This is a genomic window from Nonomuraea sp. NPDC050790, assembly GCF_044456745.1.
Classification (GTDB): Bacteria; Actinomycetota; Actinomycetes; order Streptosporangiales; family Streptosporangiaceae; genus Nonomuraea.
Genome location: NZ_JBITGF010000009.1, coordinates 336,881 through 350,830, shown reverse-complemented (window position 1 = coordinate 350,830; position 13,950 = coordinate 336,881). Strand labels below are relative to the sequence as shown.

The following is a 13,950-nucleotide window of genomic DNA, read 5'->3' as shown; positions in this document are numbered from 1 at the left end:
TTATCGCTCGGCCAGCCGCAACTGCTCCAGATCCGCCGCGATGTAGCGGGCGGCCACGTGGATGGCCCGCAGGGTCACCGACACCGACGGCCGGTGGACGCTGGAGGTGCGGGCCACCGCGTGCACGTCCCTGCCGACCGGGTCGCCGGGGAAGGAGCGCACCGCGATCCCGCGCACCCCGGCGGCCAGCGCCAGCGACGGGACCGCCGCGATCCCGATGCCCTTGGCCACCAGCGACAGGATCGTCCCCAGCCCCTCGAACTCCCAGGGCGTCGGCTTGGTGCCGCCCACGTCCACGAACAGGCGGTCCACGGCCAGGCGGGACGGCTCGCCGTCCGGGGTCGCCATCCAGGGCTCGTCGCGCAGTTCGGCCAGGTCGAGGGGGATGTCGGGATCGGCCAGCCGGTGCTTGCGCGGGACCACCAGGACCAGGGGGTCGTGCAGGAGGGGGAAGACCCGGGTGCTGTCGCTGTCGCGGGCCCTGCCGTACCAGTCGTCGATGAGCGCGATGTCGACCTCGCCCGCCTGCACCTCGCGCATCCCCCGGCCGGAACGGCTCTGCCCGAGCCGCAGCGACAGCTCGGTGTGGCGGCGCAGCGTGCGGGCGAGCGCGGGCGCGAAGGCGACCGCGGCCGTCGGGAAGGCGGTCAGGACCACGCGCCCGGCCGGGGTGCCCGCCTGGGCGGACAGGTCGGACTCCGCCTCCTCGACCATGGCCAGGATGCGTTCGGCGTGGGCCACCAGCCGGCGGCCCGCGTCGGTCAGCTCGGCACTGCGCGCGGTGCGGTCGAGCAGCGCGGTGCCGGCCTCCCGTTCGAGCGCGACGAGTTGCTGGGACACCGCGGACGGGCTGTATCCGAGCGCGGTGGCGGTCGCGGCGATGCTGCCCCTTCGGGCGAACTCGCAGATCAAGGTGAGACGGCGCAGATCGAGCATCGGACTTCCTTATGCCTACCCACATGAAGCCTCGCTTGTACTTATGCCTCTATCCAACCACGCTGGGAACGTGACAAACATGACAGTTACCCTCTCCGCCACGCTGGCGGCCAACGAGGACATCGAGCGAAGACGACGCGCCGGGGAACGCGTGCTCAACCTCGCCTTCGGCGAGGCGGGGCTGCCCGTCCACCCGGCGCTGCGCGACAGGTTGGTCGCCGCATCCGAGCGCAACGGCTACGGGCCGGTCGCGGGGGCGGCCGAGCTGCGCGAGGCGGCGGCGGGCTACTGGAACAGGCGAGGGCTGGCGACCGACCCCGACCACGTGGTGTGCGGGCCAGGCAGCAAGTCCCTGCTGTACGGCATGATCCTGGCGCTCGGCGGCGACATCGTGATGACCGCGCCGAGCTGGGTCAGCTACGCGGCCCAGGCCGACCTGGTCGGCGCGAAGCCCATCATGGTCCCGGCGCCCCCCGGCGAGGGTGGGGCGCCCGATCCCGACAGGCTCGTCTCGGCCGTGCTGCACGCGCGCACCCAGGGCAGGACCGTTCGGTCGGTGCTGGTGACGCTGCCGGACAACCCCACCGGGCGGCTCGCGTCGCCGCGGACCATCCACCGGCTGGTGAAGGTCGCCCGCGAGCTCGACCTGGTCATCATCTCCGACGAGATCTACCGGGATCTGCTGCACGACACGGCGCTGCCGTACACCTCTCCGGCCGATCTCGCGCCCGAGCGGACGGTCATCACGACGGGGCTGAGCAAGAGCCTGGCTCTGGGCGGCTGGCGCATCGGCGTGGCCCGGCTGCCAGGCGGCGCCGCCGCGCTGCGCAGCCGGCTGCTCGCGGTGGCCAGCGAGATCTGGTCGGCTCCCGCCGCGCCGGTCCAGGAGGCCGCCGCCTACGCCTTCACCGAGCCCGCCGAGCTGGTCGAACGCGTCAACCAGAGCCGCAGGCTGCACGCGGTGGTCTCGCGGGCGGTCTACGACCGGTTCGTCGAGGCCGGCTGCGCGGTGGCGAAGCCGCAGGGCGGTTTCTACCTCTACCCGGACCTCGGCCACCTGCGGCTGGGCGGCTCCGCCGAGGTCACGCGGATCCTGCTGGACGAGCACGGGATCGGCGTCCTGCCCGGTCACGCCTTCGGGGACGACCCCTCGGCGGCGCGCGTACGGGTGGCCACGAGCCTTCTCTACGGGGACACCGCCGAGGAGCGGCTGACCGCCCTCACCTCGGCCGACCCGTTGTGCCTGCCGTGGATCTCCGGCAGCCTCGATCACCTGCTCATGGGCCTCAAAGAACTGTCGGTGCGGCGGCCACGTGAACGGCACCGCTCGCTGGTGTCACAGTTGGGCGAATCTTTGGGCTGATTCTCCAGCTTGACCTGCGAAAACACCCTGTTTTCCGCAAGCCGCGAATGTTGACACGCGCCACGTGGTTACAGGTGGGCACAGCAGCCCTCATCATGTGCTCATGCCCGCTCTTGTCACCTTGTCCGGGCGCTTCGTGCGCCTGGAACCTCTCAGCCTCGCGGCGGTCGATGAGCTGACCGCAGCGGCGAGTGAAGACCGCTCCACTTACGCCTTCACTCGCGTCCCGCATGGCCGGGACGAGGTTGCCTCCTATGTGGAGGCCGCCCTGGCTGAGCAGGCGGAGGGCCGCACGATGCCCTTCGCCATCCGGTGGCTGCACACCGACCGTGTGGTCGGTGCCACCCGTCTGATGAACCTGGAGTACTGGCAGGGCCCCATGCCCTGGCCGCCGGGTGCACGCGGAGCGGTGGGCGACGTCCCGTCCGTGGCGGACATCGGTTTCACCTGGCTGGCCGCTTCGGCCCAAGGCACGGGTGTGAACCGGGAGAGCAAGTACCTCATGCTCTCGCTCGCCTTCGACACCTGGAACGTCCACCGCATCACGCTCAAGGCAGATGTAAGAAACGAACGGTCCCGGGCCGCCATCGAGGCCCTCGGCGCACACTTCGACGGGGTGCGGCGAGCGGAAAGCCGAGGCGCCGACGACACGGTCCGAGATACCGCGTTCTACTCGATCCTGAACTCAGAATGGCCCGCGGTCCGAGAACGCCTGTCACTCAGGCTCGGACTGGTCGAGGCCGCCGCATAGCAACCAAATCCACCAAGGCCCCGCCCGACATATCAGGGCGGGGCCCTCATATCTATGGGGACGGGCACGGCCGCCCCCGTATTGGGGCCATGCCCGCTGCTCTACCAGCATCACCGGCCAGGCTCAACACCGGATCAACGGCGAATCAACGCTTCGGTTAACGAATTGGCTCATGCCTATGTGTTAGGCAAGTATGGATCTATCATTTGGTAACAAATCGTTCCATTGCCTGGGAGACACACGGCATGGCTGGTCACGGCATCGAAGGCGACCTGCGGTTCGCTGTGCTCGGTCCCGTTCGCGCGTGGCGCAGCGGCCAGGAAGTCGATTTGGGTACCCCGTTGCAGCGTTCCATTCTGGGCATGCTCCTGCTGCGGGAGGGCCGGGCGGTCACGCCGACCGAGATGATCGACGCGGTGTGGGGCGAGGACGCCCCGCCGCGCGCGCTGGGCGCGTTGCGCACCTACGTCTCCCGGCTGCGGACCGTGCTGGAGCCGCACCGTCCCGCGCGCACCCGTCCCGAGCTGCTGACCTCCGTCGGCCGTGGGTACGCGCTGCGCCTGCCCGACGGCGCCCTCGACCTGACCCGCTTCGAACGCGGCATCTCCGAGGCCGACGCCGCCCGCCGGGCCGGACGGCCCGCGGAGGCGGCCGACGGCATGCGCGGCGCGCTGGCGTTGTTCGAGGGCGAGCCGCTGGCCGGCGCCGTCGGCCCGTACGCCGACCACCAGCGCGACCGGCTCATCGAGCGCCGCCTCAGCGTGGTCGAGACGCTCATGGACGTCGACCTCGAACTCGGCAACCACGCCGCGATCGTCTCCGAGCTGATCGCGCTGACCGCCGACCACCCGCTGCGCGAGCGGCTGCGCGCCCAGCTCATGCTGGCCCTGTACCGCTGCGGCAGGCAGGGCGACGCGCTTGCGGTGTTCACCGAGACCCGCGAGGCGCTGATCGAGGAGCTGGGCGTCGAGCCCGGCCGCGAGCTGACCGGGCTGCACCAGCGCATCCTGGCCGCCGACCCGGCGCTGGCCGTCACGATCACCGTCGAGATCGCCGACGACGCCGGCGAGGAGGAGGAGCCCGCGCACGAGCTGCCGCGCCCGGCGCAGCTCCCCGCCGCGGTCAACGACTTCACCGGCCGCAAGGAGATCGCCGGACGGCTGCGCACGCTGCTGTCCTCGGCGCACAGCGGCACCCACGAGGGCGTCCCGGTCGCGGCCATCTGCGGGATCGGCGGCGTGGGCAAGACCGCGCTGGCCGTACACGTGGCGCACCTGTCGGACGAGCAGTTCCCCGACGGCCAGCTCTACGCCGACCTGCGCGGCTACACCGACGAGGCGACCGCGCCCGCATCGGCGCTGGGCGCGTTCCTGCGCGCGCTGGGCATCCCGCCCGACGTGATCCCGGAGGGCCTGTCGGAGCGCTCGGCGCTCTACCGGTCGCTGCTGGCCGAGCGGCGCATCCTGGTGCTGCTCGACAACGCCCGCGACGCCCAGCAGGTCAGCCCGCTGCTGCCGGGCACGCCGGGCTGCGCGGCGATCGTCACCAGCCGGGTCAAGCTGGCCGACCTGCCCTCCGCGCGCCTCATCGACCTGGACGTGATGGAGCCGGACGAGGCGCTGTCGCTGTTCGCCGCGGTGGCCGGGCCCGAGCGGGTGGCCGCCGAGCACGGCGCCGCCATGGACGTGGTCGCCGCGTGCGGGTTCCTGCCGCTGGCGGTGCGGATCGTGGCCGCGCGGCTGGCCGCCCGTCCCTCCTGGACGGTCGCCTCGCTGGTGCCGCGCCTGGCCGACGAGCAGCGCCGCCTGGACGAGCTGCGGGTGGGCAACCTGGCCGTCGAGGCGACGTTCGCGCTCGGGTACGGCCAGCTCGACGGCGCCCAGGCACGAGCCTTCCGGCTGCTGTCGCTGCCCAACGGGCCCGACATCTCGGCCGGGGCGGCCGCCGCGGTGCTGTCCATGAGCACGTTCGAGTGCGAGGACCTGCTGGAGTCGCTGGTCGACGCCAGCCTGCTGGAGGCTCCGGCGCCGGGGCGGTACCGCTTCCACGATCTGCTCAAGCTGTTCGCCCGCCGTACCTTGGAGAAGTCGGAGCGCCCGCAGGCGCGCACGATGGCGCTGCGCCGGCTGCTCGGCTTCTACCTGGCCTCCTGCCAGTCGGCGCACCGGCTGGCCTACGAGGGCAGCATGATCTCGGCCAACCTGGTCGTGGTCGGCAGCGGGCGTACCTTCACCTCGGCCGACGACGCGGTGGCGTGGCTGATCGCCGAGGGGGACGCGTTGTTCGCCGCGATCAACCAGGCCGCCTCGGCCTCGCGCACCGGCGAGCAACTGCTGCCCGCGGCCGACATGCTGCTGGCGATGGAGCCGCTGCTGGAGTCGGGCACCCACACCCGCGAGTTCGACCTGGCCACCCGCGCGGTGCTGGCCACCGCGCAGCGCATCGGCGACGCGGGCAGCGAGCTGCGCGCCCGCTACGTGCTGGGACGCGTGCTGTTCGCCGGCAACCAGCTCCAGCAGGCCGAAGAGCAGTTCAGGATCGTGCACGAGCTGTCAGTGGACCGCGAGGAGAAGGTCGTCACCGGCGAGGTGCGCAACGCCCTGGCCGTCGTCGTCGGCCGCCAGCGCCGTCACACCGAGGCGCTCAACTGGTTCGACGCCGCCATGGAGTTCTACCGCGAGAACGGGGTGCCCGCCGGCGAGGCGCTGGTGCTGTCCTACTCGGCCCGCGACCATCTCGGGCTCGGCCGGCCGGAGGACGCCATCGCCGCCGCGGAGAAGGGCCTGGCCATCTTCACCGAGATCGGCAGCGGCGCCGGCACCGCCCGCGCCCGCTACCACCTCGGCATCGTGCTGTCGCGGGTCGGCCGCATCGCCGAGGCCGTCCACCACCACGCCGAGTGCCTCGCGTTCTTCCGCGCGAGCAAGCAGCGGGTGTGGGAGCAGCGGGTCTGCTCGCGCCTGGCCGAGACGTTCATCACGGCCGAGCGCTACACCGACGCGGTCCGCCACGCCGAGCAGGCGCTGCTGGTCAGCAGGGAGATCGGCCATCCCTACGGAGAGGCGCTCTCGCTCGCGGTCCTCGGCAGGGCGCTGATGGGCCTGGGGAGCACGACCCGCAGCACCGACTGCCTACGTCAGGCCTTCGACATCTACGCCAGGCTCGGCGCCCCCGAAGCCGGGGACGTCAAGGCTCTGCTCGACAGCGCTCAGGTCGTCGAGACCTGAGTACAGCTCGTCGTCGAGTCGTGTCATCCATACGTGGTTGATCAAGGCTGCCCCTTGGTGGGAGCGGAAGATTTCCGCCCGGCCGGTCATCTGACCGCCACGCTTCGCTAGGGGGCCCGGTTATCCGGATGCTCCACGTGGCGGCTAGCCGCCTCACATCGACGACCGGCCGGACCAGACACGAACCTCGAACCCCCCAGGTCCGTGTCTGTGCGCCTAGCTTCTCCCGCCCCTGTCAACATCCAATCAACACAGAATCAAAGCCCCCGTTTCCGTTACGGCCCAGCCGCCGCGACGCCCGTCAGCCACCTGGCGCGGCCCCGGTCACACGTGGAAGTAGCCCTCGGCGATCAGTGGCCGGAGGGCGTCGGCGCTCAGTTGTTCGCCGTCTCCCACCAGCTCCGCGATCACGTTGAGCAGCGGGCCCAGGGCCAGGTCGCCGTCGCAGACGCCCGCCAGCGCCGCCTCCACCGTGCCGACGTCCCTGGTCCTGCGCAGCCCCCGCGTCTGGCGCAGCATGATCTTCATGGGGTCCTCGGCGCCCGGCCGGCCGACCCGCTCGTCCAGCAGGCCCTCCACCGTGCGCAGGCGGGCCTCCTCCAGGCCGGAAGCGCGGTGGGCGGCGGCGATGGCGTCGAGGACGCCGTCCACGTACGCGCCGACCGGGATCTCCACCTGGTGGGTGAGCTGCTCGACCCGGACGACCGGGTCCAGGGTGCCGGAGTTGCGCAGGGTGATCCAGCCGAAGCCGATGCCCTCGACCTTGCGCTCGTCGAACCACGACAGCCACCGGTCGTAGTGCCGGGCGTAGCCGGGGGTGCCCTGTTCGGCGGCGTCCTTGAGCCACAGCTCCACGTACTCGGCCGGGTCCTGGACGTCGCGCTGCACCACCCAGCCGTCGCAGCCGGTCTCGCCCAGCCAGCCGCCCACGCGCTCGCGCCAGTCCTCGCCCTCGACGTGGAGCCAGTTGGCCAGGAAATGCGCCTGGCCGTCGGGGTTGAGGCGGCGGGGGGCCTGCCGTACCAGATCGCGGCAGAAGTCGTCGCCGCCGGCCTCGCGGTAGGTGAGCCTGCCCGCGGGCGAGATCACGAACGGCGGGTTGGAGACGATCAGGTCGAACAGCTCGTCGCGCACGGGCTCGAACATCGAGCCGGTTCTGGCGTCCACGCCGGTGATGCCGGACAGCGCCCAGCTCAGGCCGGCCAGTTCGAGTGCTCGGGGGTTCACGTCGGTCGCGGTGATCCGCCCGGCGCGTCCGGCCAGGTGAAGCACCTGTACGCCGCATCCGGTGCCCAGGTCCAGCGCGCTGTCCACCGGGCGGCGGGTGACGAGCTGGGCGAGGTTGGCCGAGGCGCCGCCGGCGCCCACGACGTGGTCGGGGCTCAGCGCCGGGTCGCCGGGGCGTACCTTGCGGTCGGAGACCAGGTAGCCGTCGACCTCCCACGGCTGCAGGTGCACGGTGGCCCGCGCCTCGTCGCCGGCGGCCGTGACCAGGCCGCAGGACAGCACCTCGGCGGCGAGGCTTCGCGCCGGTACGGCCGCGCCCAGCCAGAACAGGCGGATCAGCGCCCCCAGCGGGTCGAGGTCGGCCGTGGCGCGCAGGGCGGGAACCAGTTCCTCACGCGCGAGCGCGCCGGCCGCCACCCCTCCCAATCGGTCGCGGACTCCGTCGATGGTGTAGCCGGTCTCCAGCAGATGCGCGCGCAGTCGTTCCACGGGAACCATCCTTCCACCGCGGACCGCAACTCACCCCAGACACCGACGCAAGATCATAAACTCTGCGTAACCATACTGTTACGGGGCTTCCCAAGCGTTCTGCAAGCGCGGAGTAAGGCGGTCGCGGTATCTGTAGGAGGTGCTGATCCCCTGCCTCGCCTGCGAGTCCCGGTTCAGGCCCGACGACTACTTCCGGGCCTGTACCGACTACAACCGCGGCCTGGACCTGGTCTCGTGGATCTGCCCCAACTGCGGCAACCACGACGACCTCAGGGTGCTGCCGGGCGAGCTCGGGTTCGGCTACCCGCACCGCGGGCGCTTCGCCGTACACGACCGGCTGCGGGTGCCCGGCCTGCGCAGGCAGCGCGGCGAGCTCAGGCTCGACATCTCCCTGGACGCCCATAGCTGGCGGATCGCTACAAGAGTCCGGCTACCGGTATGACCGGCGGGCAGAGGTAGGCGGGCGCCTCGCCGCGCAGGGTACGCCCGATGTCGGCCACGAGCGCGTGCGCGTGCTCGACCTGGCTCTCCCCCGTGGCGGCGCCGAGATGCGGCGTGAGCACGACGTTCGTGAGCCTGGTCAGCGGGTGGGTGGGGTCCAGCCACTCCCCCTCGAAGTGGTCGAGTCCCGCGCCGCCCAACTGGCCCCAGCGCAGCGCGTCCACCAGGGCCGCGAGGTCGTGGAGCGCGCCGCGCGAGGTGTTGAGGTAGATCGCTCCCGAGCGCATGGCGGCGAACTCGGCCGGGCCCATGAAACCGCGCGTCCGCTCGGTCACCGGCACGTGCAGGGAGACGACGTCGGACTCGGCGAGCAGTTCCGGCAGCGTGTGGGTGGCCTCGGGCACGTAGGGGTCACAGGTGATCACCCTCATGCCGAGGCCCTGGCCGCGCCAGCGCAGCGCCCTTCCGACCCGGCCCAGGCCGACGATGCCGAGTGTGCGGCCGCACAGGCGCAGGCCGCGGTGGCGCCGGGATGGCGGGATCCTGCCTCGGTAGACGCGGCCGCGCCGTACCTCTCTGTCGGCGGTCACGACGTGGCGGCCGACCGCGAACAGCAGCGCGATCGCGAGTTCGGCGACCGCGTCGGGGTCGCGGTCGGCGGCGTGCAGGACGGCGATGCCGCGTTCGGCGGCCAGCGCGAGGTCGACGTTCGTCGGCGAGCCGACGCAGGCCACGATGTCGAGCGGGAGCGACAGGACCGACGCGCGGACCTGGTCACTCTCCGTGACGATCACCGAGGCGCCGGTCTCGACGACCAGGTCGGCGAGTTGCTCGTCGGAGAAGCCGAGGCTGGGCCGGGCGGAAACCTCGGCCAGGTCGGCGAACTCGCCCAGGCTGGCGAGAGCGGTCTCCGGCAGGGTGGGCAGTACCAGCGCCCGAGGTCGTCTCACATTTGTGACAATAACATCACAGAGGGTACGCGTCCCTATGCCTCCGGACGTTGACGAAGGCTCTGCCACGCGGCCTCGCCCAGACCCCTGATCTCCTCGTCGGTGGGCGTGTGGGCGCCGGCGAACCACAGGCGGCACATCTCCTGGGCGGGGCCGAGCCACAGCACGTAGCACATGGTCGCGTGGACGGGCTGGAGCAGGCCGTTCTTCATGTGCGGCTTCCACCAGTCGGAGACCTGGCGGAAGAAGGCGCGGCGGGCGTCGGCCACCTCCTGGCCGCCGGGCTCGTTCTTGCGCGGCGGGCGCTCGCTGACCAGGATGCGGGCCCGCTCGGGGTGCTCGCCCGCCCAGCGCATGTGGAAGGCCACGACCGCCTCGATGCCGTCGCGGGCCTCGGTCCTGCTGGTCAGCTCGGCGAGGAACTCGGCCTGGTAGACGGCGAGGATCTCCGCGTAGAGCACGCCGAAGACGTGTTCCTTGCTGGCGAAGTGGTGGTAGAAGCTGCCGACGCTGACGCCGCTCTCCTCGCGGAGGCTGGCCAGCGTGGTGGCCGACACCCCGTCCTGGCTGAAGCGGCGGAGGGCGCCCTCGATGATGCGGGTACGGCCGTCGCGTCCGTTCTTGACACTCTTCACGCCGTCAATGGTGAGCCAACAGAACCTTGTTCCGCAAATACCACCGCCTGCTTGATCATAGCGGTCACCTCGACCGAACCGGAAGAGACCGTCAATTTCGCGTCGGGCCAGGCCCTGCGGATCAGGCGCAGGGCCCGCCGGTTCTCGCCGAGGACGTCCATGGCCACGGTGGTCGCGCCCCGGATGGCGGCGCGTACCAGCAGCGTGTCGACCAGTTTCGGGCCGAGGCCGACCCCCTGCCACTGGTCGGTGACGACCACGGCCACCTCGACCTCGGCGCAGCGGCCGCGGTAGCTCATGGCGTGGGCGACGATCTCGCCCTCGTGTACGGCGACCAGGGCGTCCCTGAGCTCGTCGATCCTCATCAGGGCGCCGACCAGGCCGGAAGACGGGCGCCGGAAGCCGGTGAAGAACCGCAGCGTCTGCGTGTGCAGCGACAACCCCGCGAGGAAGCGCCTGAGCGCGTCCTCGTCCCCTGTGCGTATGGGGCGAATCTGGGTTCCGATCATAGACTCAGCCTCTCGCGGCACACCTGAGTCTGTCAACAAGACTCAGGTATGATATGCGGCATGAACGTGCCCTTCCGGGTGAACAACTGCTCGATCGAGCGGACCCTGGACGTCGTCGGGGAGAAGTGGACCTTCCTGGTGCTGCGCGAGGCCTTCAGCGGCGTACGCAGGTTCGCCGACATGCAGGCCATGACCGGCGCGCCGCGCCAGGTGCTCAGCGCCCGGCTGGCCCGGCTCGTCGACGAGGGGCTGCTGCGCAAGGAGCCCTACCGCGAGCCAGGCCAGCGCCAGCGTGACGAGTACCGGCTGACGGAGAAGGGACGCGACCTCTATCCGCTGCTGGTCGCGCTCATGCACTTCGGCGACAAGTACCTGTCCGACGACGCCGGTCCCGCCGTCGAGCTCACCCACCGCGACTGCGGCGCGCCCATCGAGCAGTACTTCCGCTGCGCCGACGGCCACGAGGTCAGCGGACCCCGCGAGGTCACCCCGGCGCCCGGCTCAGGCGCGGAGCTGAAGAGCGCGTAGGCAGCCGCGGAAGTCGAGCACCGAGGCCACGGCCATGGCCGTCATCAGCAGGGCCACCAGCGACGTGCGCAGGGCCAGGAACGTCCCGATGGGCTGGCTGAGCAGGATCCACAGCGTGAGCGTGCCGTTGAGCAACTGCGCGCAGCCCCAGGCCAGCGACTGGCGGACGAAGAAGCGCCGCAGCACCGGATGCCCCACCACGTGAGCGGGCAGCGGCACCAGGTCGAGCGTGATCCGCTCCGCCAGCGGCCGGCGCCCCCGGGCGGTGACCAGGAACACCAGGCTCACCGCGAAGACGCCACAGGTCGGCGGCAGGAAGAACCAGCGCACGTCCCCCGCCGCCAGCGCCACCACCACGCGCGCCGTGGTGCCCACCGCGGCCAGGATCACCGTGCCCGGCATCCGCTGCCCGCGCACCAGGCGCAGCGCCATGCCGCCGAACACCCACGCCGCGGAGGCGGCCATGCCCGCCATCTCGCCGCCGACCAGCATGCCCGCGTAGAAGAGCGCGACGGGCAGGATCATGCTCTCCAGCACCCGCGGAGCGGCGTGCAGCAGGAGCGTTCCCAAGCGGGGCAGCACGAAGGCGGATTGCGCGGGCGGCGCGACGAGAACGGTCATTCAGGACGTCTTGCTCGTGAGGGGCGGCACGAGTCCCGACCGTACGCGATCACCTGCGCTTTGGTAACCCGTTCGACCAGATCGGGCTGGGTGAGGAACCACCACCCCCGGTGCCTACCCTTGAAGGGTGTACCGGTTCCTCCTGACCCCTCGCTGGGTGGCGCTCCACATCGTGGTGCTGCTGGTCATCCCCGCCTTCGTCTTCCTGGGCAGGTGGCAGTTCGGGCGCTTCGAGGAGCGCTCGGCCAACAGCGAGCGCGTCACCGCCAACATCGAGGCCGCGCCGGTGCCGCTGAACTCCCTCGCCGCACCTGGGCGGGCGGTCAGGGAAGAGGACCGCTACCGGCTGGTGACCGCCTCGGGCTCCTACGATCAGGCACACGCCCTGGTGGTACGGCGGCGGCCCCAGGAAGGGCGGCCGGGCTACTACGTGCTGACCCCGCTCGTCACGGGCGACGGGCAGGCCGTGCTGGTGAACCGGGGCTGGGTCAAGGCGGGGGCGAGCGCGGACGCGCCACCCGAGGTTCCGGCGCCGCCTGCCGGGCAGGTGAATGTCACCGGGCGGCTACGGCTGACCGAGACCGAGGAGTCGAGCGGGATCAAGGAGCGGGGCGGGTTGCCGCCTGGGCAGGTTCTGCTGATCAATCCGGGGAAGATCGGGGCGGCGCTGCCGTACCGGCTGGTGGACGGGTACGTGGAGCTGACCGAGCAGCGGCCCTCGGCCGCGGCGGCGCCGGAGCCCGTGCCGGCGCCCGACGTGGGGGCGGGCGGGGGGCTCAACCTCGCCTACGGCGTGCAGTGGTGGCTGTTCATCGGGCTGGCGATCGGCGGGTGGATCCTGCTGATCCGGCGGGAGGTGGCCGACAGAAAGGCCGACCAGGAGGCTCCGGTACCGGCCGAGGTGTGATTACGTTCTAGATGTGATCCGCCATATCGAGTTTGCAAATATCCACAATTTTCGCGATGTCGGTGGATATGTCGCCCATGACGGGCGGAGTGTGCGGTGGCAGCGGCTGTACCGGGCCGACTCGCTGTCCTGGCTGGCCGGGCCCGACCTCGACACGTTCCGCGCCCTGAAGGTCAGGACCGTCATCGACCTGCGGCACCCGTCCGAGGTCGAGCGGCGCGGGCGCGTACCCGAGGCTGAGGGGCTGCGCTACCACAACCTGCCCGTCGAGGGCCGCAAATGGGACCTCGACACCTTCGACCCCTCCACCGGCGTCGAACGCTTCCTCGCCGACCGCTACCTGGAGGTGTCCGAGGACGGCGTGCCACTCCTGCGCTCGGCCATCGAGACCATCGCCGACGCCGACAACGCGCCCGTCGTCATCCACTGCGCGGCGGGCAAGGACCGTACCGGCATCCTGATCGCGCTCGTGTTGTCGCTGGCAGGCGTGTCGCCCACCGACATCGTGGCCGACTACGCGCTCACCGCCTTGGCCACGCCGCGCTTCGTGGCGGACTGGCAGACCAAGCACCGCGACAGCCTGATGTGGGCCGGGTTCGGGGCGGCGCCGGCGGGGGCGATGACGATTTTCCTGGCCGAGATGGAACGGCGTCACGGGTCGTTGCCGCAGTACTGCTCGAACGTGCTGGAGGTGGAGCCGGAGACGGTGACCAAACTCCGCGCGCATCTGCTGACTGAGGAGATCTCCCGGGGGTAGTGGAGGGCCGGGGTCCGCGGTGAGCAGCACCCTCACAGGAGCGGACCCTCACCCGGGATCGCCCCGCAAGCCCCCCTCCAGGCGATCCCGGGCCCTCAAAGGTCTTGCACATTGGCGCGCTCCGCGCGTTTCCGGGTCCAGGCGTTTCTCCAGTCGAGCTGAAGCCCGCCCCCTGAAAGCCCTCCCTCGGGCCGGACCGCCCTTCTTGGGCCCCCGTCGCCCAGCCACGTGGACCCCACCCCAGACAACGATGCTCCGCTTCGCTCCGCGCGTACCCCGTCGGGCCAGGGCCCGACCACCGCTATCGCCCCAAGCCAGCCGTTACGGATCGCCATCATTCGGCACCCGACCGGATGGCGAGCCCGCTCGTGACGTGACCGCCGGTCAGGTCGGGCTAGAAGGTCCAGAACCAGCGGCGGCGGCGCCGTTGTTCCGCTATCCAGGTGCGGGAGTTGGCCTGACCGTTGGGGCCGCCGCGTCATCGGCCCTGCGAGGCGAGCGGGACCCCGCTCCGGCCTCGAAAACGTGCTCGGAAACACGTGAACCGGCACCGGTCAAGATCGGGTGTCAAGGAGTTGGGAGGGTGAATGCGGCGGTAGGGCGGGGTTT

At 71.2% G+C, this 13,950-nt stretch carries 13 protein-coding genes; 7 read left to right on the top strand and 6 right to left on the bottom strand.

The annotated features are described in order from the left end of the window. On the bottom strand, window positions 1-936 hold the full coding sequence (locus ACIBEJ_RS40475; RefSeq protein WP_397188247.1) for a LysR family transcriptional regulator: 936 nt from the start codon (window positions 934-936) through the stop codon (window positions 1-3). Window positions 937-1,015: 79 nt separating this feature from the next. Between ACIBEJ_RS40475 and ACIBEJ_RS40470 the strand changes: the two genes are divergently transcribed. The 3 genes from ACIBEJ_RS40470 to ACIBEJ_RS40460 all read left to right on the top strand — a co-directional run bounded on the left by ACIBEJ_RS40470 (window position 1,016) and on the right by ACIBEJ_RS40460 (window position 6,277). Further along, window positions 1,016-2,299: a pyridoxal phosphate-dependent aminotransferase gene (locus tag ACIBEJ_RS40470; RefSeq protein ID WP_397188246.1), complete on the top strand. Its 1,284-nt coding sequence runs from the start codon at window positions 1,016-1,018 to the stop codon at window positions 2,297-2,299. Window positions 2,300-2,402: 103 nt separating this feature from the next. Continuing rightward, a complete protein-coding gene (locus ACIBEJ_RS40465; protein WP_397188245.1) occupies window positions 2,403-3,050 on the top strand; it encodes a GNAT family N-acetyltransferase in 648 nt (215 codons plus the stop codon). A gap of 245 nt (window positions 3,051-3,295) precedes the next feature. Continuing rightward, a complete protein-coding gene (locus tag ACIBEJ_RS40460) occupies window positions 3,296-6,277 on the top strand; it encodes a BTAD domain-containing putative transcriptional regulator (protein ID WP_397188244.1) in 2,982 nt (993 codons plus the stop codon). Between the two features lie 324 nt (window positions 6,278-6,601). Here the strand turns inward: ACIBEJ_RS40460 and ACIBEJ_RS40455 are convergent, their stop codons facing one another. Beyond that, window positions 6,602-8,002 (bottom strand): methyltransferase, encoded by a 1,401-nt coding sequence (locus tag ACIBEJ_RS40455; RefSeq protein ID WP_397188243.1) that lies wholly within the window; start codon window positions 8,000-8,002, stop codon window positions 6,602-6,604. A gap of 130 nt (window positions 8,003-8,132) precedes the next feature. Between ACIBEJ_RS40455 and ACIBEJ_RS40450 the strand changes: the two genes are divergently transcribed. After that, window positions 8,133-8,435 (top strand): hypothetical protein, encoded by a 303-nt coding sequence (locus tag ACIBEJ_RS40450; protein WP_397188242.1) that lies wholly within the window; start codon window positions 8,133-8,135, stop codon window positions 8,433-8,435. Here ACIBEJ_RS40450 and ACIBEJ_RS40445 read toward each other — a convergent pair. From ACIBEJ_RS40445 to ACIBEJ_RS40435, 3 genes are read right to left on the bottom strand one after another with little or no spacing between them, the layout of a single operon-like run. Further along, a complete protein-coding gene (locus ACIBEJ_RS40445; protein WP_397188241.1) occupies window positions 8,410-9,384 on the bottom strand; it encodes an NAD(P)-dependent oxidoreductase in 975 nt (324 codons plus the stop codon). The two genes, ACIBEJ_RS40450 and ACIBEJ_RS40445, sit on opposite strands and share 26 nt — an antisense overlap. A 35-nt stretch (window positions 9,385-9,419) precedes the next feature. After that, on the bottom strand, window positions 9,420-10,019 hold the full coding sequence (locus tag ACIBEJ_RS40440) for a TetR/AcrR family transcriptional regulator (protein WP_397188240.1): 600 nt from the start codon (window positions 10,017-10,019) through the stop codon (window positions 9,420-9,422). After that, on the bottom strand, window positions 10,016-10,528 hold the full coding sequence (locus ACIBEJ_RS40435) for a GNAT family N-acetyltransferase (RefSeq protein WP_397188239.1): 513 nt from the start codon (window positions 10,526-10,528) through the stop codon (window positions 10,016-10,018). The genes ACIBEJ_RS40440 and ACIBEJ_RS40435 overlap by 4 nt, the downstream gene beginning before the upstream one ends. A gap of 60 nt (window positions 10,529-10,588) precedes the next feature. Here ACIBEJ_RS40435 and ACIBEJ_RS40430 point away from each other — a divergent pair, with 60 nt between their 5' ends. After that, window positions 10,589-11,056 carry a winged helix-turn-helix transcriptional regulator gene (locus ACIBEJ_RS40430; protein WP_397188238.1) on the top strand — a complete coding sequence of 156 codons (468 nt, stop codon included), beginning with the start codon at window positions 10,589-10,591 and terminating at the stop codon, window positions 11,054-11,056. Here the strand turns inward: ACIBEJ_RS40430 and ACIBEJ_RS40425 are convergent. Continuing rightward, entirely contained in the window at window positions 11,030-11,677 is a 648-nt protein-coding gene (locus ACIBEJ_RS40425; RefSeq protein WP_397188237.1) for a VC0807 family protein, read from the bottom strand. The two genes, ACIBEJ_RS40430 and ACIBEJ_RS40425, sit on opposite strands and share 27 nt — an antisense overlap. 127 nt (window positions 11,678-11,804) lie before the next feature. Here ACIBEJ_RS40425 and ACIBEJ_RS40420 point away from each other — a divergent pair, with 127 nt between their 5' ends. Together ACIBEJ_RS40420 and ACIBEJ_RS40415 are read left to right on the top strand one after the other, a co-directional pair. Further along, window positions 11,805-12,584: an SURF1 family protein gene (locus ACIBEJ_RS40420; RefSeq protein ID WP_397188236.1), complete on the top strand. Its 780-nt coding sequence runs from the start codon at window positions 11,805-11,807 to the stop codon at window positions 12,582-12,584. A 13-nt stretch (window positions 12,585-12,597) separates the two neighbouring features. Beyond that, window positions 12,598-13,341 (top strand): tyrosine-protein phosphatase, encoded by a 744-nt coding sequence (locus tag ACIBEJ_RS40415; RefSeq protein WP_397188235.1) that lies wholly within the window; start codon window positions 12,598-12,600, stop codon window positions 13,339-13,341. Window positions 13,342-13,950: the final 609 nt, after the last annotated feature.

What these genes read in the sequence shown, in the direction of transcription:
- ACIBEJ_RS40475 (WP_397188247.1), bottom strand. Translation starts at nt 936, where the DNA reads ATGCTCGATCTGCGCCGTCTCACCTTGATCTGCGAGTTCGCCCGAAGG.
- ACIBEJ_RS40470 (WP_397188246.1), top strand. Translation starts at nt 1,016, where the DNA reads ATGACAGTTACCCTCTCCGCCACGCTGGCGGCCAACGAGGACATCGAG.
- ACIBEJ_RS40465 (WP_397188245.1), top strand. Translation starts at nt 2,403, where the DNA reads ATGCCCGCTCTTGTCACCTTGTCCGGGCGCTTCGTGCGCCTGGAACCT.
- ACIBEJ_RS40460 (WP_397188244.1), top strand. Translation starts at nt 3,296, where the DNA reads ATGGCTGGTCACGGCATCGAAGGCGACCTGCGGTTCGCTGTGCTCGGT.
- ACIBEJ_RS40455 (WP_397188243.1), bottom strand. Translation starts at nt 8,002, where the DNA reads ATGGTTCCCGTGGAACGACTGCGCGCGCATCTGCTGGAGACCGGCTAC.
- ACIBEJ_RS40435 (WP_397188239.1), bottom strand. Translation starts at nt 10,528, where the DNA reads ATGATCGGAACCCAGATTCGCCCCATACGCACAGGGGACGAGGACGCG.
- ACIBEJ_RS40430 (WP_397188238.1), top strand. Translation starts at nt 10,589, where the DNA reads ATGAACGTGCCCTTCCGGGTGAACAACTGCTCGATCGAGCGGACCCTG.
- ACIBEJ_RS40425 (WP_397188237.1), bottom strand. Translation starts at nt 11,677, where the DNA reads ATGACCGTTCTCGTCGCGCCGCCCGCGCAATCCGCCTTCGTGCTGCCC.